At 62.3% G+C, this 20,029-nt stretch carries 24 protein-coding genes; 19 read left to right on the top strand and 5 right to left on the bottom strand.

Annotated elements, in window-relative coordinates; translation table 11 throughout:
- Positions 1 to 159 precede the first annotated feature (159 nt).
- On the bottom strand, positions 160 to 1,083 hold the full coding sequence (locus Q1K29_RS09455) for a sterol desaturase family protein (protein ID WP_300393850.1): 924 nt from the start codon (positions 1,081 to 1,083) through the stop codon (positions 160 to 162).
- A gap of 134 nt (positions 1,084 to 1,217) precedes the next feature.
- Between Q1K29_RS09455 and Q1K29_RS09450 the strand changes: the two genes are divergently transcribed.
- Together Q1K29_RS09450 and Q1K29_RS09445 are read left to right on the top strand one after the other, a co-directional pair.
- Positions 1,218 to 2,135 carry a crotonase/enoyl-CoA hydratase family protein gene (locus Q1K29_RS09450; protein WP_300393847.1) on the top strand — a complete coding sequence of 306 codons (918 nt, stop codon included), beginning with the start codon at positions 1,218 to 1,220 and terminating at the stop codon, positions 2,133 to 2,135.
- Between the two features lie 159 nt (positions 2,136 to 2,294).
- Complete coding sequence (locus Q1K29_RS09445; protein ID WP_300393844.1) at positions 2,295 to 2,732, top strand: GFA family protein; 438 nt, start codon at positions 2,295 to 2,297, stop codon at positions 2,730 to 2,732.
- Positions 2,733 to 2,788: 56 nt separating this feature from the next.
- Here the strand turns inward: Q1K29_RS09445 and Q1K29_RS09440 are convergent, their stop codons facing one another.
- The gene (locus Q1K29_RS09440; protein WP_300393841.1) at positions 2,789 to 4,246 is read right to left on the bottom strand and encodes an MFS transporter; all 1,458 of its coding nucleotides are present in this window, start codon (positions 4,244 to 4,246) and stop codon (positions 2,789 to 2,791) included.
- A 182-nt stretch (positions 4,247 to 4,428) separates the two neighbouring features.
- Between Q1K29_RS09440 and Q1K29_RS09435 the strand changes: the two genes are divergently transcribed.
- The 15 genes from Q1K29_RS09435 to Q1K29_RS09365 all read left to right on the top strand — a co-directional run bounded on the left by Q1K29_RS09435 (position 4,429) and on the right by Q1K29_RS09365 (position 15,963).
- Positions 4,429 to 4,893, top strand: coding sequence for a hypothetical protein (locus Q1K29_RS09435; protein WP_300393838.1), 465 nt, complete (start codon positions 4,429 to 4,431; stop codon positions 4,891 to 4,893).
- Positions 4,894 to 4,977: 84 nt separating this feature from the next.
- Positions 4,978 to 6,177, top strand: a complete 1,200-nt coding sequence (locus Q1K29_RS09430; protein WP_300393835.1) for a DUF2336 domain-containing protein — start codon at positions 4,978 to 4,980, stop codon at positions 6,175 to 6,177.
- Positions 6,178 to 6,310: 133 nt separating this feature from the next.
- On the top strand, positions 6,311 to 6,814 hold the full coding sequence (locus Q1K29_RS09425; protein WP_300393832.1) for a Na+/H+ antiporter subunit E: 504 nt from the start codon (positions 6,311 to 6,313) through the stop codon (positions 6,812 to 6,814).
- On the top strand, positions 6,811 to 7,125 hold the full coding sequence (locus Q1K29_RS09420; protein ID WP_300393829.1) for a monovalent cation/H+ antiporter complex subunit F: 315 nt from the start codon (positions 6,811 to 6,813) through the stop codon (positions 7,123 to 7,125). Before Q1K29_RS09425 ends, Q1K29_RS09420 begins: the two co-directional genes overlap by 4 nt.
- Entirely contained in the window at positions 7,118 to 7,483 is a 366-nt protein-coding gene (gene mnhG / locus Q1K29_RS09415) for a monovalent cation/H(+) antiporter subunit G (RefSeq protein ID WP_300393826.1), read from the top strand. Before Q1K29_RS09420 ends, mnhG begins: the two co-directional genes overlap by 8 nt.
- The gene (locus tag Q1K29_RS09410) at positions 7,483 to 8,082 is read left to right on the top strand and encodes a DUF4040 domain-containing protein (protein WP_300393823.1); all 600 of its coding nucleotides are present in this window, start codon (positions 7,483 to 7,485) and stop codon (positions 8,080 to 8,082) included. Before mnhG ends, Q1K29_RS09410 begins: the two co-directional genes overlap by 1 nt.
- Complete coding sequence (locus Q1K29_RS09405; RefSeq protein ID WP_300393820.1) at positions 8,079 to 8,537, top strand: Na(+)/H(+) antiporter subunit B; 459 nt, start codon at positions 8,079 to 8,081, stop codon at positions 8,535 to 8,537. Before Q1K29_RS09410 ends, Q1K29_RS09405 begins: the two co-directional genes overlap by 4 nt.
- Positions 8,538 to 9,077, top strand: coding sequence for a cation:proton antiporter subunit C (locus Q1K29_RS09400; RefSeq protein WP_300393817.1), 540 nt, complete (start codon positions 8,538 to 8,540; stop codon positions 9,075 to 9,077).
- Positions 9,074 to 10,609 (top strand): monovalent cation/H+ antiporter subunit D family protein, encoded by a 1,536-nt coding sequence (locus Q1K29_RS09395; RefSeq protein WP_300393814.1) that lies wholly within the window; start codon positions 9,074 to 9,076, stop codon positions 10,607 to 10,609. The genes Q1K29_RS09400 and Q1K29_RS09395 overlap by 4 nt, the downstream gene beginning before the upstream one ends.
- A complete protein-coding gene (locus tag Q1K29_RS09390; RefSeq protein WP_300393810.1) occupies positions 10,606 to 12,084 on the top strand; it encodes a proton-conducting transporter membrane subunit in 1,479 nt (492 codons plus the stop codon). Before Q1K29_RS09395 ends, Q1K29_RS09390 begins: the two co-directional genes overlap by 4 nt.
- Positions 12,084 to 12,470: a hypothetical protein gene (locus Q1K29_RS09385; RefSeq protein WP_300393807.1), complete on the top strand. Its 387-nt coding sequence runs from the start codon at positions 12,084 to 12,086 to the stop codon at positions 12,468 to 12,470. The genes Q1K29_RS09390 and Q1K29_RS09385 overlap by 1 nt, the downstream gene beginning before the upstream one ends.
- Positions 12,467 to 14,215 carry a Na(+)/H(+) antiporter subunit D gene (locus Q1K29_RS09380; protein WP_300393805.1) on the top strand — a complete coding sequence of 583 codons (1,749 nt, stop codon included), beginning with the start codon at positions 12,467 to 12,469 and terminating at the stop codon, positions 14,213 to 14,215. The genes Q1K29_RS09385 and Q1K29_RS09380 overlap by 4 nt, the downstream gene beginning before the upstream one ends.
- A 198-nt stretch (positions 14,216 to 14,413) precedes the next feature.
- Complete coding sequence (locus Q1K29_RS09375; protein WP_300393801.1) at positions 14,414 to 14,830, top strand: MucR family transcriptional regulator; 417 nt, start codon at positions 14,414 to 14,416, stop codon at positions 14,828 to 14,830.
- Between the two features lie 168 nt (positions 14,831 to 14,998).
- Complete coding sequence (locus tag Q1K29_RS09370; RefSeq protein ID WP_300393799.1) at positions 14,999 to 15,493, top strand: PAS domain-containing protein; 495 nt, start codon at positions 14,999 to 15,001, stop codon at positions 15,491 to 15,493.
- A 92-nt stretch (positions 15,494 to 15,585) separates the two neighbouring features.
- Positions 15,586 to 15,963, top strand: coding sequence for a helix-turn-helix domain-containing protein (locus tag Q1K29_RS09365; protein WP_300393796.1), 378 nt, complete (start codon positions 15,586 to 15,588; stop codon positions 15,961 to 15,963).
- On the opposite strand, the gene Q1K29_RS09360 is transcribed toward Q1K29_RS09365, so the two are convergent.
- Both Q1K29_RS09360 and Q1K29_RS09355 read right to left on the bottom strand, forming a co-directional pair.
- Positions 15,926 to 16,351: a SufE family protein gene (locus tag Q1K29_RS09360; RefSeq protein ID WP_300393793.1), complete on the bottom strand. Its 426-nt coding sequence runs from the start codon at positions 16,349 to 16,351 to the stop codon at positions 15,926 to 15,928. The genes Q1K29_RS09365 and Q1K29_RS09360 overlap by 38 nt on opposite strands.
- Before the next feature lie 89 nt (positions 16,352 to 16,440).
- Positions 16,441 to 17,463, bottom strand: a complete 1,023-nt coding sequence (locus tag Q1K29_RS09355; protein WP_300393791.1) for a hypothetical protein — start codon at positions 17,461 to 17,463, stop codon at positions 16,441 to 16,443.
- Between the two features lie 152 nt (positions 17,464 to 17,615).
- Between Q1K29_RS09355 and Q1K29_RS09350 the strand changes: the two genes are divergently transcribed.
- Complete coding sequence (locus tag Q1K29_RS09350) at positions 17,616 to 19,304, top strand: HAMP domain-containing sensor histidine kinase (protein WP_300393788.1); 1,689 nt, start codon at positions 17,616 to 17,618, stop codon at positions 19,302 to 19,304.
- Between the two features lie 8 nt (positions 19,305 to 19,312).
- Here Q1K29_RS09350 and Q1K29_RS09345 read toward each other — a convergent pair whose 3' ends face one another.
- The gene (locus tag Q1K29_RS09345) at positions 19,313 to 19,564 is read right to left on the bottom strand and encodes a hypothetical protein (protein ID WP_300393785.1); all 252 of its coding nucleotides are present in this window, start codon (positions 19,562 to 19,564) and stop codon (positions 19,313 to 19,315) included.
- 110 nt (positions 19,565 to 19,674) lie between these two features.
- On the opposite strand from Q1K29_RS09345, the gene Q1K29_RS09340 reads away from it, so the two are divergent.
- Positions 19,675 to 20,016: a DUF1491 family protein gene (locus Q1K29_RS09340; RefSeq protein WP_300393782.1), complete on the top strand. Its 342-nt coding sequence runs from the start codon at positions 19,675 to 19,677 to the stop codon at positions 20,014 to 20,016.
- The last annotated feature ends 13 nt before the right edge of the window (positions 20,017 to 20,029 follow it).

The following is a 20,029-nucleotide window of genomic DNA, read 5'->3' as shown; positions in this document are numbered from 1 at the left end:
CTTGTCGGTAGCTCACGTTTGGTCACGTAAACGTGAACTGCCGGGAAACCTCAAGAGTTCCGGCCTGCGACACGCTGTCGGGCAATCCTGCTGCACATATTACAGGCGTGAGCTGCAATTCATGATCGTTGGGGATGGGCGCGCGCACGGCGCGAAGGCTCAGGCCTTTGGCAGGCCCGGCGTGCCGGCGTCTTCCGGATGCTCCGCGATCCACGCGGCTTTCAGCTCGTCGGATCGGGTGTGCTTGCCATCCGGGCTCCACCCCGGTCCGTTGATGGCACGGCGCACCCAGCGGTCCGGCCGCAGACCGTCACGCCAGCAATCCTTCGCCAGTCCGCCAGCCTCGTGAAAGGCGACGGCCAGCGGATTATACGAGCCGAGCGGTTTGACGATGCCATACTTTGGCGGGTCGTTTTCCAGCTCCGGCACGAAGCTGCCGAACATCCTGTCCCACACAATGAAGACACCGGCATAATTGCTGTCGAGATAGCGCGGATTGGTGGCGTGGTGGACGCGGTGATGGCTGGGTGTGTTCATCACTGCCTCGAACCAGCCCGGCATCTTGCCGATCGATTCGGTATGGATCCAGAACTGGTAGACGAGGTTCAGCCCGCCGGCGAAGAAGATGAAGAGTGGGTGGAAGCCGAGGATGACCAGCGGCAGGCCGACCAGGATGAGCCCCGTGAACGGCCCGAACCATGGCTGCCGGAGCGCCGTCGTCAGATTGTAGTGCTCGCTGGAATGGTGCGTCACATGCTCCATCCAGAACCAGCGCATCCGGTGGGCGAAACGGTGCTTCCAGTAATAGACGAAGTCATAGGCGACGAAGAGCACGAGGAGGCTCCACCAGGTTACCGGGATTTCGATCAGCCGGTAGGGCCAGGCGAGCATCATCATCCACAGCGCAATGGCGCCGGTGATCGTGTTGACCACGAGGTTGCCAGTGCCCATGGCGAGCGAGGTGATGGCATCCTTCGTCTCATAACGCCCGCCCGCGCGGCCGGACTTTACCGCCCACCATTCCCAGATGACGGCAAGGATAAAGGCCGGCGCAGCCAGCGTGGTGGGCGATGGGAAGTCCATGATCCGGAAAATGACACGTGCGTCAGTATTTTTGAAGATGGCAATCGCCGTTCCGGTTTGTGCTTGACGGACGCGGGGGAAATCCGCCTCTCTGGCGCCAGCGATAGTCAGATACACGAAAAGGGAGACCGCCGATGAGCGCGACCGTCATTAAGGAATTCGAGCAGATCAAGCTGGAGAAGGAGAATGGCATTGCCGTCCTGACGCTGCACCGTCCGGAGAAAATGAACGCCTTCACCGGCAAGATGATGCAGGAAATGATCGCTGCCTTCGACGAGACCGACAAGGATGACGATGTGAAGGTCGTCATCGTGACGGGCGACGGCGAGCGGGCGTTCTGTGCCGGCGCGGATCTGTCGGAGGGCGCAAAGACCTTCGACTATGATGCGCGGGCCGAGTCCGGCGAAGCGGGCCGCACCGACAAGACCGACATCCAGCGCGATGGCGGCGGTCGCGTGACGCTGCGCATCTTCGAAAGCCTGAAGCCCGTGATCGGTGCGATCAATGGCGCGGCTGTCGGCATCGGGGTGACCATGCAGCTGCCGATGGACATCCGCATTGCATCCGACAATGCGCGCTTCGGCTTTGTCTTCAACAGCCGCGGCATCAACCCGGAAGCGGCCTCAAGCTGGTTCCTGCCGCGTCTTGTCGGCATCTCGAAAGCACTGGAATGGTGCTATACCGGCCGCGTCTTCCCGGCCTCCGAAGCGCTGGCCGGCGGGCTGGTCTCGGAAGTCGTGCCGCAGGCTGACCTGATGAGCCGCGCCAAGGAACTCGCCACCGAGATCGCCTCGAAGACGGCTCCGGTCTCCAACGCGCTGACCCGCCAGATGATGTGGCGGATGCTGGGTGCGAGCCATCCGATGGACGCCCATATCGTCGATTCGGCCGCCATCTATGAGCGCGGCCAGTCGCCGGATGCGAAGGAAGGCGTGATGAGCTTCCTCGAGAAGCGTCCGGCCGAATACACCGTTCCGGTGTCATCCGGCATGCCGAGCTTCTTCCCCTGGTGGGACGATCCGGCCTTCAAGTGGATTTCCAAGAAGGGCTAAGGCTCGCCTCAAAGATTGGGACGGGCAGCCAGGGGTATGTCTGGCTGCCCGTCCGCAGGAGGCCGGCTCGGGCGTCTAGGGGAGGAAAGCACCGGCTCCTGTCCCTTCAGACGCACGAGATGGGCGTTTCCGTCGCTCCGACGAATAAAATAATTCCCTATGATCCACGAGAAGAAGCAGGGGCTTTCGATGGACAATCTGGCGACGGGACAGTGCCTTTGTGGTGCTGTGAGGTTCCGCATATCGGGAGAGTTTGAGAGCTTCTTCCTTTGTCATTGCGGGCGTTGCCGCAAGGATAGCGGTTCAGCCCATTCGGCGAACCTGTTTTCGTCCACGGCGAAAATTACCTGGTTGTCAGGCAGGGAAAATATCAAGGAATTCCGGCTTTCCGGGACACAACACATGAAGTGCTTTTGCACGGACTGCGGTTCCGCGCTGCCATTTTCCCAAGCGAACGATGGTGTGCTTGTCGTACCAGCAGGGTCCCTTAATAGCCCGACCGGCATAGGGCCTAACGCGCATATTTGCTTTTCCAGTCGCGCGCATTGGGACAACGATCTCGCCTCCCTCGAAAGGATCGACGGCCTGCCCGGTTGAGGGGGCGATCTGGCGGCGCATCCCGGGGAGCAACCAGACGATGAGCGCGCTCAGCGCTACACGTGATCGCTTTTCATGTTCCAGATCGGCGTGCGGATCACCATCCAGACAATGAGCATCGTCATGCCCAGCGCCGGGACCACGGCAACCCGTTGTGGCTGGTCGGGGAAGAAGTCGACCAGCCAGCCCATGATGGCCGCGCCGAACGGGGCCCCGGCCATGAAGCCGAGCTGGTAGATCGACAGCACGCGGGCGAGCTGGTTCTTCGGGGCGGCGTCCTGAACGATGGAGCGGCTCATCGCGATGGAAACACCGGCCGCCAGCCCCCATGCAAATACGATCAGCAGAAAGACGTAGTGCGGCGGCTTGGCCAGCATGATCAGGATGGCCAGCGAGCCGAGGAGTTGCGCAGTCAGAAGCAGGCGTCCCGGCCGCTTGATGTTGTGGAAGATCGAGAGCGTGACAGATGAAACGAAGGCGCCGAGCCAGAAGGTCACGAACATGTCGCGGATGCCGTCCGAGGCGAGGCCGTAAATGTCCCGGTTGATGATGGGCAGGACGACCAGGAAGGAGCCGATCACGAAGATGCCGACGCCGAACATCAAAGCCGTCATCGCCCAGAGCCTCGCATTGGCCATCACCACCTGAAAGCCTTCATGGATATCGCCGAACGCCGCGCCGATGCCTGAGCGGCCGGTCCGCACGCCCCGGCCACGCGCGAGGAAGATCGCAAATCCGGTGCCGAGGCCAAGGATGATGGCCTGGAAAGTCAGCAGTTCCCAGCTGGGGATCGGTCCGATGGAGAATCCACCGAGCCAATCGGGCATACGGGTCATTTTGTCGGCATACCCGCCGACGATGAGGCCGGCGATCTGGGCGGCAAACTGCGCAATGGTCGCAAAGGCGACGCCCTGTTGCAGGGTCACGCCGGAGCCGATGCGGGCCCGCCGGTCGACCACTTCGTTCAGGACCGAGTCGCGCGCGGGCATCATGAAGGCCCCGACCGTGCCGATGGCGAGGCCGTAGATGATCATGTAGCCGTAAATGAGATTGCCGGTCGCCAGGACGAAGGCGAGGCCCGCCGCAGGCAGGGCCGCGCATAAGTGAAGGATCATCAGCAAGGGCTTGCTGCGGGCCCGTTCGGCCACGACGCCGCCCAGCAGCAGGAAGATCACCGACGGGCCCGACAGTGCCATATTGGCCAGGCCGAGCTCTGTGCCGTCGAGGCCCAGCCGGTTGGTGATGAGGTAAGGGAAGAGCACCATCTGCAGGCCGAAAGCCATGTACCAGCTGCACTGGATCATCAGATAGGCAGGCAGTTCGGATTTGACCTTGCGCTTGGTCCGCCGCGCAAACAGCGAGCGGGCGGTGAAGTCCAGCGAAATGCCGGCACCGGTCGCGCTGTCTATACCGCTGACGGGTGACTTGATCTGGACTGTGCGGTCTTCTTCAAGACCTTCGAGGTCCACATCCTCGTCTTCGTCATTCCGCTGGCCGCGACTTTCATCCGTCATGCCGAACGCTCTCACACCACAAACGGGGCACTGTATAGGCGGGGCTGCAGGTGAAAAGCAAAAAGGCAGTGCTGTTGCGCGAGGGAAACTTCGCCGGACACTGTGATTAACGTGTCATTGTGTTCTGCGGGGCCGGCGACTATCCTCGCAAGCCTGTGTTGCGGTGAGAGGGACGAACCGGCATGCGTGGATTGCGCCATCTGGTGAGCTGGCTGCTCGCCCTTTTCCTGATTTTCATGTTCCTGCAGGCCACGGTGCATCCGCTGCCCAATCCGCCCGAAGGCATGGTGAAGCTGTTCGACCGGCCGGGGGAGAATATCGTCTTCCAGACCATGGCGGACAAGACCGGTCTTTACTGGCTGGAGCCGGCAGGCCGGGTGGCGGTCGCAATCATCGAACTGTTGATCTGCCTGTTGCTTCTCATCCCATACAGCCGCCGATTCGGTGCGGTGCTCGCTTTCCTGCTGCTCGCAGGCGCGGTCATGGCCCACCTGTCGCCCGATATCCTCGGGCGCGATGTGCCGGTCTCGGTCGGTGCCAGCGAAACAGATGGCGGGCGACTGTTTGCGCTCTCCATCGCCATGCTGGCGTCTTCCATGTTGCTGATCTTCGCGCATCCGGGAAAACGGCGAAATCCCTTCCGGTAAAAGGCTGGGCCGCCTTGCAGCCATACCGCTTGTTAACACCTGTTTGCGAGTTTGAGGGTTCAGCAAACTGACCCGGCTTACACGATGGCAGACATTGCAGACTTCAATGACGCTCCGAAAAGTGGCCGCGCGCGCAGGCTGCTGCTCCGGCGGCTGATCGACTTCGTCGCGCTTCCGGCAACGGCTGCCGCGCCGCAGGATCGCTCCATGGCGAGCGATATCCTGCTCGACATGCTGTTTCACGCCGAAGATGACGAGCGGATTTTCTGTGCCCAGCGACTCAGCATCACGAAAGAGGCCCCCCGCCGCCTGATGCGTTATCTCGCCCAGTGCGACCTGTCGGTCGCCCGCCATGTTCTGGAAGACAATGATGTCTACGATTCCGCCGACCTTTGCGAATTCATCGAGAACACGACGATCGATCACCGCCTGCTGATTGCGCGGCGCAAGCGCATCCTGCCCTGTGTCGCCGAGCGTCTTTGCAAGCGCGAGGAACCGGCTGTGCTCAAGGCGCTGTTGAATAACAAGGGTGCTGAAATCCCCGAGTCAGGCATGGACTTGCTGGTGAAGCATTCGCGCAGCGTGGAGGGTCTCACCAATCTTCTGATCAAGCGTCTCGAACTCATACCGAGCCAGGCCATGGCCATGTTCTGGTGGTCGGATGGGCCCACACGCCGCACCATCCTGCAGCGTCAGGCGGCCGACCGGCTCGAACTCGTTGATTTGTGTTCAGATGTGTTTGCCGTGGCGGCTGCTGAAAAGTGGGGCGACCCGGTTGCCCGCAAGACGCTTCAGCTGATCGAGCGGCGCCAGCGCAACCGCCAGGCGATCGACAAGAGCCCGTATGACAGTCTCGAACATGCTGTCGAAGTGGCCTCCGAGGAGGGGCTGGGCCCAGAACTGGCTCAGGAGATCGGCTTTCTTGCCGGTGTGAAGCCTGTGACGATTGCGAAAATTCTGTCTGATTCAGGCGGGGAAGGGCTCGCCGTTCTGTGCAAGGCGACGGGCCTGAAGCGGCCATACCTGACACTGCTCTGGAAGGCGTTGCGCCGTCCGATGGAGTTGTCCTCCGGTGAGCCGCATCCCCAGTTCGAATATATGAAAGAGACCTATGAGTTGCTCGCCGTGGCCAAGGCCCAGACGACGCTTCGCTACTGGAACTGGTCCCTGTCATCATCCTATTCGCCAAGCCAGGCCGCGCGCGCCAGCGAGGACGAGCTTGCCCCCGGGCAGGCGGAATACTCCGCCTCCCAGCGCACGGCGCGCCTCGTTTTCGGCAACTAGGCGGTTGTCGGCTGGGCAAAAGCAGCTCCCGCGTCAAAATGGCCCCCTACAGCCGCTCGGGTCTGGTCAAACCTGATGTGAGCAAGTAACAGCGACGGGTAAGGGAATTTACGTAATTTCGGAGCGGGTTCGCGTGGGCTATTTACTGGGGCTGATCGTCGTCTTGGGGGCGCTCTGGCTCGGCCTGTCGGGCATCTACGAGCCGCTGCTCCTGACGCTGTCAGTTATCTCCATTGCCATTTCCATCCTCCTGGCCGCCCGCCTCGAAACGGTCGACCGTGAAGGCGTTCCATATGCGCGTACGCCGCAGCTCTTTGCCTACTGGGCCTGGCTGCTGGTCGAGATCTTCAAAGCGAACTGGCCGGTCATCAAGGCATGCGTGCGCGCCGATCTCGATATCAATCCGGCGCTGGTGAAGGTGAAGACGCGCTGTGAAAGCGACTTCGCCAAGACGATCTTCGCCAATTCCATCACGCTGACGCCGGGCACGGTGACGGTCGAGGTGGAAGGCGACAAGCTGCTCGTCCACGCCCTGTTCGAGGAAGAGGCAACGCCTGATTCCTTCGCCGAGATGGATGAACGGTCCGCACGCGCTGCCGATGGGCGCAAATCCTCCAAGGGGGAAGTGACCGCATGATCGGAGCGGCTGCCATCGGACTGATCGTTGCCATCGGCCTCATGCTGATTCGCGCGCTGAGCGGGCCGACGCTGTATGATCGCGTGCTGGCGATGAACTCGCTCGGCACAAAGATCGTGCTGTTTATCGGGGTTCTCGGCTTTGTGCTCGGGCGCCCGGATTTTCTTGATATTTCGGTGCTCTACGCCCTGATCAACTTCGTTTCGACGATCGCGATCCTGAAATTCTTCCGTTACCGCTCCTTCCAGGTGCCGCTGATGCGCCGCACCATGCCGCAGCGCCGCTCCCAGTCGGGAGGTGACGATGCCTGAGGTCATGGACGTGATCATGGCGGTGAAGCCGGTGCTTGGCGCTTTCCTCTGCCTTGTCGGGGCGGGGCTTGCCATCATCGGTACGGTCGGCGTGCTGCGCTTTCCCGATTTCTACACCCGCCTGCATGCCGCCAGTATCACCGATACGGGTGCGGCCACGCTGACGCTTGTCGGTATGGCGCTTCTCGCGCCGACCTGGCTGATCGTGTTCAAGCTTGCCGCCATCTGGCTGTTCCTGTTCCTGACCGGGCCGACCGGTTCGCACGCGCTGGCCAATGCCGCGCATACCGCCGGCCTCCAGCCCGTCATCGGCCGCCAGCGTGACGGCGCGGGTGCTGACGATGAAGGAGGCGCGTGATGACCGGATATGAAGGCGCCAATCTCGCCATTGCGCTGATCAACGTCGTCCTGCTCGGCCTGCTGTTCGTCTCGGCGATCGCGATTGCGCGCATGCGCAGCCTGTTTGCCATCGTGATGCTGTCGGGCATCTACTCGCTGATCTCGGCGACCTGGTTTGTCGCGCTCGATGCCGTCGACGTGGCGTTTACCGAGGCGGCTGTGGGCGCGGGGATCTCGACCGCGCTGCTGCTCGGCGCAATGCTGCTGACCTCGCGCACGGCCAAGCCCGAGAAGGGCAAGAGCACCATCATTCCGCTCTTCGTCGTCATCGCGACGGGGTGCATGCTGGTCTATGCGACCATCGACCTGCCGGCCTTCGGGGATCCGGACAGCCCGGCCAACACCTATGTCGGCACCGACTATATCGAGCGCACGCCGCAGGAGATCGGTGTCCCGAACATCGTCACGGCGGTTCTCGCCTCCTATCGGGGGTTCGATACGCTGGGCGAGGTCGGCGTGGTCTTCTCCGCTGCGCTGGCGGTGATCCTGCTGCTCGGCTTCGGTGAACGCTCGCTCTCGGCGACCATCGGGCGCAAGAAGGGAGGCCGGGACGGATGAGCCAGAAGACCGACCACCACGTCATCCTGCGCGTTGTCGCCAAGCCGCTGATCCCGATTATCGCGCTGTTTGCCTTCTATGTGCAGTTCCATGGCGACTATAGCCCCGGCGGCGGCTTCCAGGCCGGTGTCATCCTTGCCGTGGCGGTGATCCTCTACTCGCTGATTTTCGGCATCACGCCGGCGATGAGGGCCGTGCCGCCGGTGTTTACCCGCTCGCTCGCGGCCATCGGCTTCCTGCTCTATGGCGGCGTTGGTGTCTGGGCGCTGCTGATGGGCGGGAATTATCTCGACTATGATGCGCTCTTCAACGAGCCGCCCGGCGGGCATGACGGCCAGCACTATGGCATCCTGTTGATCGAGCTTGGCGTCCTGCTGGCGGTGGCCGGCTCGATGCTGTCGATCTTCTACGCCTTTGCGGGCCGGGTCACCGAAATCAAGGATGAGGACTGGTAGATGCTGGAATTCATTCTCGAGCGCGGCAATTACTGGGCGATCATCGGCCTGATGATGATCGGCCTCTACACGCTGTTTGCCGCAACCAATCTGATCAAGCGGCTGGTCGGCCTGTCGATCTTCCAGACCTCGATCATCCTGTTCTACATCTCGCTCAGCCGTATCGATGGCGGCACCGCGCCGATCCTCTACGGCAAGGATGCGAAATCCCATGGCGGCGGGCATGGCGAGGAAGCCGCGGCAAGCCACGCCGCCGACGCGACCCATGCTGCCCCGGATGCTGCGCAGAATGCCGTCGATGCTGCCCATGGCGCAGCCAGCCACGGCATGGAACATGTCTATTCCAACCCGTTGCCGCACGTCCTGATGCTGACAGCAATTGTGGTCGGCGTGGCGACCCTGGCGGTCGGGCTCGCCATCGTGGTCCGCATCCGCGAGGCCTATGGCACGATCGAGAGCGACGAGATCCGCGAGATGGACCTCGACGTCGCGCTCGCTGAATATGCTGAAGATCATCCTGGCGAGGCGAACCCGGCATGATGGAGTGGATCCTGCAGATGGTGCCGGCATGGGCCGAAGCGCATGCCCCGGCCTTGATGATTATTCTGCCGCTGATGGCGGCACCGCTTTGCGTGTTCCTGCCGGGGCAGGGGCGTACGGCCTGGCTTATGACGGTCGTCGTGACCGGGCTCTGCCTGCTGCTGTCGCTTGTCCTGCTGGCGCAGGTCCGCTCAGTCGAGGGCGGGGCCATCATCTCCTACGCCATGGGTGGCTGGGCCCCGCCGCACGGGATCGAATTCCGCATCGATGCGCTGAACGTGCTGGTTCTGATGCTGGTCAGCGCGATTGCCTTCCTGACGAGTATCTTCGGCTGGCCGACCGTCCAGGCGGAGATCAACGAACAGAAGCGCGCCATGTTCTTCGGCGCTTTCCTCGTTTGCTTCATGGGCCTGCTCGGCGTCACCTCGACGGGCGACGCGTTCAACCTCTTCGTCTTCCTCGAACTCTCCTCGATTGCGACCTATGTGCTGGTCGCGCTCGGCTCCGGGCGTGATCGCCGGGCGCTGCCTGCGGCGATCAACTACCTCCTCATGGGCACGATCGGCGCGAGCTTCTATGTCGTCGGTGTCGGCTTCCTCTATGCCTCGACGGGCACGCTCAACATGGCCGACCTCTCGCTGCAGCTTCAGGATGTTGGCGGCAATCGGGCGGTTCAGGTCGGTTTTGCCTTCATCCTTGTCGGCCTCGGCCTGAAGGCGGCGATGTTCCCGCTGCACCAGTGGCTGCCGAACGCCTATTCCTACAGCCCGAGCTTCGTCACCGCCTTCCTCGCGGCGACCGCGACCAAGGTCGCGATCTATGCGCTGGTGCGCTTCCTCTTCTCTGTCTTCTCGCTGGAATACATCTTCGAGGGTGCAAGCCTCGCCATGATCCTCGCGCCAATGGGCATTGCGGCGATGCTGGCCTGTTCCTTCCAGGCGATCTTCCAGACCGATGTGCGTCGCACGCTGGCCTATTCCTCGGTGGCGCAGGTCGGCTACATGCTGCTCGGCATCTCGCTTGGCACGGCCGCCGGTGTGTCCGCGGGCATGTTCCACCTGGTGAACCACGCCCTGATGAAAGGCGCGCTGTTCATGGCTGTGGCCGGTGTCGTCCTGACCTATCAGGGCACCCGTATCCACGACTTTACCGGCCTTGGCCGCAGTGCGCCGTGGACGATGACGGCTTTCGCCATTGCCGCGCTCTCGCTGATCGGCGTGCCGCTGACGGCAGGCTTCCAGTCTAAGTTCGCGCTTGTTTCGGCGCTGCTGGATAGCGGCTGGTGGTGGGCGGCGATGATCGTGGTGTTCTCCTCGGTCCTGGCCGTGATCTATATGGGCCGGATCCTGGAGGCGGTGTTCTTCCGGCCGCCCAACAATCCGCAGAAGCGCCACAAGGAAGCCCCGCTGCTCCTGCTCCTCCCGCTCTGGGTGCTGGCGCTCGCCAATATCTGGGTCGGCATCAGTGGCAGCTTTGTTTCCGGCCTCGCCGATGATGCCGCCGCCGCCCTGTTCATCGGAGGCGTGAAATGACCGGTGAGACGCTGATCCTTGCGGCCCTGATCATCCCGCTGCTGACGGCAGCCGGCATCTTTTTCACCGGGCGCCTGCCGGATGTGCGTGAGGGTGTAACGCTGCTTGGTGCTGCCGCGCTGTTTGTCGTTGCGATCGGGCTGGCGGCCACGGTCAGCGGTGACAATCCTGCGAGCCTGGCGCTTGGCACGTCGGTGCCGGGGCTGGAATTCGCCTTCAAGATGGAGCCGCTGGGCGCCATGTTCGCGCTGGTCGCGAGCGGTCTGTGGATCGTCAACAGCTTCTATTCCATCGGCTATATGCGCGGGAACCGGGAGCGCAACCAGACGCGCTTCTATATCTGTTTTGCCATTGCCCTGCTGGGCGCGGTGGGCGTCGCCATGGCGGCGAACCTGTTCACGCTGTTCGTCTTCTACGAAGTGCTGACGCTGTCGACCTTCCCGCTGGTCGCCCACAAGGAAGACGCAAATGCCCTGCGTGGCGGGCGCATCTACCTGATGACGCTGCTGGCGACCTCGATCGGCCTGTTCCTTGTCGCCATCATCTGGACAGCCACGCTGGCCGGCAGCATGGACTTCGTTCCCGGCGGCCTGCTTGCCGGCGTGGAGGGCGTGACGCCCGTCATTGCGAGCGTGCTGTTGATCCTGTTTGCCTTCGGGATCGGCAAGGCAGCCCTGATGCCGGTACATTTCTGGCTGCCGAACGCGATGGTCGCGCCAACGCCTGTCTCGGCCCTGCTGCACGCGGTGGCCGTCGTGAAGGCCGGTGTGTTCACCATGGCGAAGGTGGGGCTCTATGTCTTCGGCATCGACCTACTGAAGGAGACCCCGGCGCGCGACTTCGTGCTTGCGGTGGCGTGTTTCACGATCATCGTCGCGTCACTGATCGCGCTGACCAAGGATGATCTGAAGGCACGGCTCGCCTATTCGACGGTTGGCCAGCTCGCTTATGTAACGGCGGGCGTGATGCTCGCCACACAGGCCGGCATGATGGGCGGGGCGCTGCAGATCCCGGCGCACGCCTTCGGCAAGATGACGCTGTTCATGTGCGCAGGCGCGATCTATGTCGCGACCGGCAAGAAGGCGATCTCTGAAATGCGTGGCCTGGGCCGGCGGATGCCCTGGGTGTTCGGCGCCTTCCTGGTCGGCTCCCTGTCGATTATCGGCATTCCGCCTTTTGCCGGGGCCTGGCCGAAAGTGCTTCTGATGCTCGGTTCTGCCGATTCCGGCGACAGCTATGTCGCCTGGGTACTGATCATCTCTTCGCTGCTGAATATCGCCTACCTGCTGCCGATCGCGATCCTCGGCCTGATGCCGCCGAAGGGCACGCCGGAGCCGGCGCCCTACAAGCGTCCGGAAGGGGCACCGATGTTTACCGTCGCCGCCCCGGTCTTTACCGCCGTCGGAACGCTCGTCCTGTTCTTCTTCATGGGCGCGCTCTATGATTTCCTCTTGCCAGCCATTGGAGGCCAGTGATGAGCGACTCCACCAAGCCGCCGCATCTGAGCGATCATGGTGAGCATGCGCTGCCGGATGACAGCCATACCAGGCCAACGGCCAAGCTGCTTTTCGGCTGGACGTCAAAGCCGTGGACGGGCCGTCTCCTCTTTATCCTGTTCGCCGTGGCCTCGCTGGGCCTGATCCTGGTCGAGCCGCTGCTCGAGATGGCGGCCGGGGAGGGGCATCACTTCCGCCACGCCTATTTCAATATCGACGCGATCACGGGCTTCTATGCCTGGTGGGGCTTTGGCTCCTTCGCGCTGGTTGTGCTGGCGGGCTGGCCGCTTGGCCGGCTGATGCGCCGCGAAGAAGACTATTATGACGACGAGTCAGAGCCTGCCGGTGAGGAGCCTCACCCATGAGCGGATTGCTGGGCACGATCAATCCCGGGCTTGTCCTGATCCTTGCCGGCCTGATCGCCGGTATGACGCCTGTGCAGCGGGTCCGTCAGGGCCTGGCGCTGGCGGCGCCGGTCATCGCTCTGCTGATGCTGCTGACGGCAACGCGGGACACCGACCTCGCGACGATGAGCATGATGGGCTTCGACATGGTGTTCTACCGGGTCGACGGGCTGTCCTTCATCTTCGCGCTCGCCTTCCTCATCGCGGCCCTCATCAATGCCGTCTATGCGCTGCACCAGGACAGCCAGATCGAGGACTCCATGGGGCTCGCCTATATGGGCGCGGCCGTGGCGGCCTGTTTCTGTGGTGACTTCATCAGCCTGTTCGTCTTCTGGGAGCTGACGGCCGTCACGTCGGTCTTCCTGATCTTCCAGTCCGGCACACGCGCCGCCTACAAGGCGGGGATGCGCTATCTCGGCCTGCATGTCCTGTCAGGCGTGCTGCTGCTGTTCGGTGCGATGCAGCTCTACTTCGCGACCGGCGATATCTCCGTACGCCAGCTCGAGCTTGGCAATCCGGGTGTGCTGCTGATCTTCCTCGCGCTCGGCATCAAGGCGGGCTTCCCCTTCTTGCACACCTGGCTGGCCGACGCCTATCCGAAAGCGACGGTGACCGGCACGGTGGTGCTGTCTGCGTTTACGACGAAGCTCGCCATCTACGCGCTGGCCCGCATCTTCCCGGGCGAGACGAGCCTTGTCTGGATCGGCGCAATCATGACCGTCTATCCGGTCTTCTTCGCGGTGGTGGAGAACGATCTGCGCAAGGTCCTGTCTTTCTCGCTCAACAACCAGCTCGGCTTCATGGTCTGTGCGATCGGTATCGGCACGCCGCTGGCGCTGAATGGCGCCGCCGCCCACGCCTTCAGTCACATCATGTACAAGTCGCTGCTGTTCATGAGCATGGGCGCGGTCCTCTACCGCACCGGCACGACCAAGGCGACCGAGCTGGGCGGGCTTCACCGCACGATGCCGTGGACGACCGTCTTCTGCCTGATCGGGGCGGCCTCGATCTCGGCCTTCCCGCTGTTCTCGGGCTTTGTCTCGAAATCGCTGTCGATGAGCGCGGTGGCCTATGCCGGCTTTGTCATCCCGTGGCTGATGCTGCTGTTTGCCTCTGCCGGCGTGCTGGAGCATTCGGGCATCAAGATCCCGTACTTCGCCTTCTTCGGCCATGACAGCGGCAAGCGGCCCAAGGAAGCGCCGTTCAACATGCTGCTCGCCATGGGCGCGGCCGCCTTCATCTGTGTGGGCGTCGGCCTGCCGGCCCTGATCCCGGGCTTCGGCTTCGACTGGCTGTACTCGATCCTGCCCTATGCCGACGATCCGAAGACAATGGGATACGAGCCCTACACGGCCGATCACATCCTCACGCAGATGCAGCTCCTGATCCTGGCGATCTTCGCCTTCGTGGTGCTGCAGCGCATCGGGGCCTATCCGCCGGAGAAGCGGGGCATCATCCTCGATACCGATATCCTGTGGCGCAAGCTCGGCTATGGCCTGGCGCGCTGGAGCGGGTCGGTCTGGACCAAGGTCGGGCCGACCATGAGCGGTGTCTTCGGCAGCTTGTCCTCACGCGCCTTCCGCCGGCTTGAAGCGGCTTTCAGCCCACGCGGCACGCTGGCGCGCGGCGAGCTCTATAACAGCATGGCTGTGTGGACGGTCGTCCTGTTGGGGCTGTCCCTGCTCGTGGCCTTCTTCATCCGCTAGAAACAGGCATCCCAAGAAATCGGAATGTCTTTCTCTCAAAGGTTGCGCAGAAAAGATGCGCCTGACCAAGAGTAACTTGGATCAAGGTGCAGAATTCGGTAACTGTCATTTTCCTTTAGCTTTGAGGACTGCACCTGTTTACACTTGTGTCTGATTGTATGATGACAGCTTTATCGTAAAACAGTGTTGGAGTAGACAGTGGACGCATCCGCAGAACAAGGCGCATCGACCAAGATTGAAGCGCTCGAACGCACGACAGAAATCGTGGCGGCCTATGTGAGCAACAATCCCGTCCAGAGTAGTGAGCTTTCCAATCTCATTCGCAGTGTGCACGCGACCCTGACCGGCCTGTCGGGCACGGCTGTCGAGAGCCCGGATGTAAAGCCGGCCATTCCGGTCAAGAAGTCGGTGACCGATGATTACATCATCTGTCTTGAAGACGGGAAGAAGTTCAAATCCCTGAAGCGCCACCTTCGGGCAAAGTACGACATGACGCCCGAGGAATACCGCGAAAAGTGGAACCTGCCTTACGACTATCCGATGGTCGCGCCGAGCTATGCGCGCAAGCGCTCCAAGCTTGCAAAGCAGATGGGTCTCGGGACTGGAAAGAAGTAACAGGACAGACCGAATTTATACTTCGTTTCGCTTCCGTAATTTGAACGTTACGATTTCGAAACGAAGTATTTCTTCAGTCATGGTTAATTTTTTACATCCATAACTCTTGTCGGCGGAATCGAATTCGGTCACACCTAGACGTATCACAACGTCACGGGGGTGGCTGAGATGAATGCAAAAGCAGGATTCCGCGGGCTGAATGCCGCACAGAGAGAGATTGTTGCCCATTGGCATAGCGTCCGGGGCACGCGTCTTCTTCCAGGAAAAAGCGATATCGATCCCGGTGCGCTGCGCGCCCATCTGGCGTCGATCTCGATCGTCGAGGTGGATGACCGGGGCGAGGCGCGCTTCCGCATCGCCGGGTCCGGCCTGCGCCGGATACTTGGCGGCGAGATGCGGGGCCGGGCTTTGCGTGAGCTCGACAGGGAGAAGGCAGAGATGTGGTCGCTCGGCCTTTCAGCCGCAATTGATCGCGCTGTCCCGGTTGGCGGTATCATCGACAGGGCGAAGGATCGCCACGCCTGGCTGCGCCTGCCGCTCGGCGGCGGGGCGGGGGCGGCAAGCCTGGTCCTCTGTCACGATGTGCTGGTGGCCCATGAAAGCACGGACGATCCCAAACCGTTCGGCATCTTTTCCGGCCGGCCCCATGGCCTTGCAGCCTGATTCTCTTCGGGATTGATTTCCTGATATAGGAAAAATATCCTACACCTGTGCCGGGAGCCTAGGATTGGCTCATCGGACATCAGGAGTTGGATATGAACAGATCATCGCGTCAGAATGATGAGCAGAATGTACGCCTCGCTGCAGGCCTGACCGGCTTTTCGCTGGGTATCCCGGCAGAGACGATCCTCAACCAGGCGGAGCGCGAGCACCGGATCGCCCGGGCCCGCCAGGTCACCATGTATCTCAGCCATGTCGTGCTGGGCATGAGTCTGGCGCGCATCGCCGGGGCGATGGGCCGTGACCGGTCGACGATTGCGCATGGCTGTCACCGGATCGAGGATTTCCGTGACGATCCGCAGGTCGATGACTGGCTGGATGATCTGGAGATTCGCTTGCGCGCAGCCGCCTGTATCGGGGGCGGGCAGGCGCCGGTTACCCCGCCGCCGATTGAGCGCCTGCAACTGTCCTGATGCGCTCCAGCATCGAGTTCAGACCGTTGGAGCGTTGTGCCGAAAGCGCGCCTGTCACCCCGATCTGTTCGAGAAAGGCGGGCGTGTCGAAGGCGAGGATCTCCTCGCGCCTTGCCCCGGAGAAGAGGCGGATCAGCAGGGCGATCAGTCCGGAAACGATCATCGCATCGGACTCGGCGCGGATTTTCAGCGCGCCGTCATCCTCATCCTCAAGCACCATCCAGACCTGGGAAGCACAGCCGCGCACACGGGTTTCTTCGGTCCGTTCTTCGGGTGCGAGCGGGGGATTGGCCTTGCCCAGGTCGATGATGTGGGCGTAGCGGGTTTCCCAGTCATCGAGAAACTCGAACTCGGCGGAGATATCGTCGGCGCGGTCCTGAACAGTCATGGAGGCTATTTGGGCTGGCTTGGTCCAAAAGAAAACCCCGGCGCATCAAAGACGCACCGGGGAATAAGAGATTGAAAAGTAAGGGAAGCTTACTTGCTGACCTTGCTGATGCAAGTGCCAACCTCAGCAAGCGCATGCTCACCGATGCAGAAAGGCACTTCGAAGTGCTGGTGCGCGGCGGCCACACATTGCTGCAGGTTGAGCTGTGCCATGTTGAGACAGCCGGCGGTCTGCTTTTCGGTCATTGCGCGCTGCATCGGGGCAGCGGCGGCGCCGTCACCACCAATCACGCGGTAGGCGGCAAGCGTTGCGATCTGGTCTGCAATCGGCTCCTTGCCGGAGGCGATGCCGCGGTTGGAGATGCCAATCGCGCTGGCCACATCCGGCACACGGATGGCCGAGGCGGCGCTTGAGACATTCTCCCAGATCGAGGGAGCACCGCTCTTGCCGGCGGAGACGAGAACCGTATCGATGCCCGGTGCGGAGAAGGCGCTGACCATGTCCTTGCGAGCCGGACGGCCAGTGAGCGAGGAAGCGCGCAGCTGGGTGGCAATGGCGCCGGAATCTCCGACCCTGCCTTTTGCCCAGCCCTGGCCCTGAAGCGAATAGGCCTGTTCCTTGACGAAGGCGGCCGTGGTCGCAAGACGCTTGGAGTCGGCATCGACAGCGCCGAGGGCGGAGCGGACCGCCGAGTTGCCACCGTTCAGCGAGCGGGCATAACGCACATCATTCTGAAGGCCGCGGACGAAGACGTCCTTGCCGTAGAAGCCTTCAATATCGCGCACGGCGGCGCGGAATTCGGGGTTCTGGGAGGCGACGAGGGCCGAGTAGGCCATCCAGCCGCGGGTGAGCTGTTCGGAATTCTGTCCGCCCAGCTCTTCCAGAGCCGTCTGGATATCGGACGAACTCTTGAAGCTGTTGCGTTTGATGTCGGTAACATCGCCATGGAATGTCGCGTACACTGCGGCGGCCGATGATAGCGGGTCCGGGGCAGTTGCTGATTCCGGTGCGGCTGCGTTTTGCACTTCAGGTGCAGGCGCTGTCTGGGCGGTTGCAGTAAAGGCAAGCGCAACAGCGCCAAGCGCGGCCGCATGCATACGGGTCAGTTTCATCGTCAGGCTCCCTCGCATTAGCTGACTATATGGTGACCTATCATTCCGGGATTTCAAAGCGTATTCTACCCCCAGAAATCGGTTCCTGCTGAAAGTTTAATCTTTCAACGTTACCAACAATGACTAACAAATCTGACTGGTCTGTTAACACAATGCGCAAAACCTTCCTTTCGGGTATTTTTCTGCTCTGGCTCGTCCTTGTGGGCGTGGCGACGGCTTTCGTGGCTGTCCGGGGAACCGATGTGCGCATTATCGCGGTCGCGGTCGCGCTCTGTATCCTGCCTGTCTTAACCACATGGCCGGTCGCGCGTGGCGGGCTGGACTGGCCGCGTGGCCGGCGCGCGCTCCTGGTCTGCCTGCCATGGATCGTCATGAGCAGCCTGTTTGTCGCCGCCTCCGGGGGCATGGCGTCGCCGGCGCTGGTCTTTGTGCTGTTTCCGCCGCTCTTCGCGCTCGCCTTCGGATGGAGACGCCTTGCCGTGGAGACAGCGGTGTTCTCGCTCGTCGCAACCTTCTGTGCCGTCCTGGTATCCGGCCAGATGGCGGGGATGCCGGGGGCCGGTGGCCTGCGTGAGGCGAGCGAAATGTATGCCCTGGCGGGCCTGTGCCTGGTGCCGTTCCTGATCGCCGGTTTTGTCCGTCAGGATCATCTTGATGGCGGAGGGCTGCCGGTTGCGGGGACCGTTCCGCCACAGACGCCGCCTTCTGTCACACGCGACCTGCCGCCTGCCGCCGACAGCCCGGCTGCCGGGCTCGATCCGATCGACGCGGCCAACAATAATAACGCTGAGGCTGGTGAGACGATTGTCGATGTCACCCGCGAAGGCCGCATCCGGTCTGTCTCCGGGCCGGTGCCGCAGGGCGTCAATTTCCATGTCGGGCGGGTCTTCATCGAGAGTTTCCCTGCGGCGCTGCGTCAGCCTGTGGCGACCCGCATCAGCAATGGCGGTACCTTCCGGCAGACGCTCGGCAATGGCTCTACGGTCGAGATCACCGTGGACCGCCACGATCTCGGCATGCGGGTTTTCCTCACCGAGGTTACGGAGACCACTGATCCTGCCGAGGCGGTAGCGCCGGGGACTGATGCCGATGACCTTTCCCGCGCCGAAGCCGTGGAAACCGCACTGGCTGAGCGGACCGCCTTCTTCGCCGGTCTCGGCCATGAGCTGAAGACCCCGCTCAATGCGATCCTCGGCTTTGCCGACATCATGCGGTCTGAACTGCGCGGACCGATGCCTGAGGGGTATCGCGACTATGCCGCGCTTATCCATGAAAGCGGGCAGGACCTGCTCCTCATGGTCGAGGACATCCTCGATTATGCCAAGTCCGAATCCGGCCATGCGCGGCTGGACTCAGAGCCGGTCGACCTGGTCGCCAGCGGCGAATCCGTCATCGCCCAGCTCTCCGGACAGGCCCAGCGCTCCGACATCAAGGTGACCTTGCTGGCCAAGGCGGAGGTGTGGGCGCAAGCCGATCCGCGCGCCGTGCGCCAGATCTGGCAGAACCTGCTGTCGAATGCGATCAAGTATTCCGACATTGGCGGGACGATCCTGCTCGATGCCAAGGCGGGCCGCGATGCTGTCGCGCTGTCTGTGCGCGATCATGGCGCCGGCATGGATGAGGCTGACCTTGAGCGGATCGCGAAACCCTTCCAGCAGGGAAGCAATGCCCGTGGACGCGCCGGGACGGGGCTTGGTCTTGCGGTGGTGAAATCCTTTGCCGACGAGATGAAGGGCCGGGTCATCATCGATACAGCGCCGGGGCAGGGCACACGGGTGAGGGTCGTCCTGCCAAAGGCCGACCCAAGGGATGTCGCTGCTGTTGAGGATGCTGCCGAGTAAGGGGCGATCTACCAGGGATTCGACTGGTGCTGGCGCCGCTCGATCTGGGACTCCCGCCACATCAGAAGAAAGCCGGTCGCCATCAGGCAGCCCAGGACAACAAGCGCGACTTCCATCGGGAAAATTCCGGACTGCACAGCGTCCTGCGCCCGGCTCGACACGATTTCCGTATTGGAAGAGGACAGGTTCGAGGCGTGCTGATTGGCTGTGCGGGCAGCCTGTGTGCCAGCGGAATTGAGCAGCGGAAGAAACAAGGTCATGCTGTCGGGCCTCGCCTGGTTACCAGTATCTTAATCTGGAACAGGCGGTGCAAGCGCCATGCCGCGAACAGATAACGAGGAATGTGTAGCAGGATATGCAGGAAGAGAGATTGCCGACATGGCTCTGGGTCGATGCGCTGATCCGCCGGGCGCAGGTGGCCGGGGCATCCTGCTTCGTGCTGCAGAAGGGCGACCGTTCGCGCGGGGACGTGCTTGTTACCGTGGCCAACCTGCATGGCGGCGCGCGGGCCTATGTGCCCCGCACCAGCATGGAGGGCGAGCGCATCTTCTCCGATGTGCGGCTGCAGGGCGTCGGCGAGGACGAAGCGTCCGTGAATGAGTATGTGCGCCGCGCCCGCGAGCGCGACCCTGACCTCTGGGTGCTCGAGATCGAGGACCGGGACGGGCGCCATTTCCTGACCGAACCTGTGGAAACGCCCGAGGAGTCCTGAGCCGCGCGCAGCT

The sequence above is a fragment of the Henriciella sp. genome (assembly GCF_029937755.1).
Classification (GTDB): domain Bacteria; phylum Pseudomonadota; class Alphaproteobacteria; order Caulobacterales; family Hyphomonadaceae; genus Henriciella.
The sequence above is the reverse complement of the archived record's forward strand: the minus strand, read 5'-3'. Positions and strand labels throughout refer to the sequence as shown.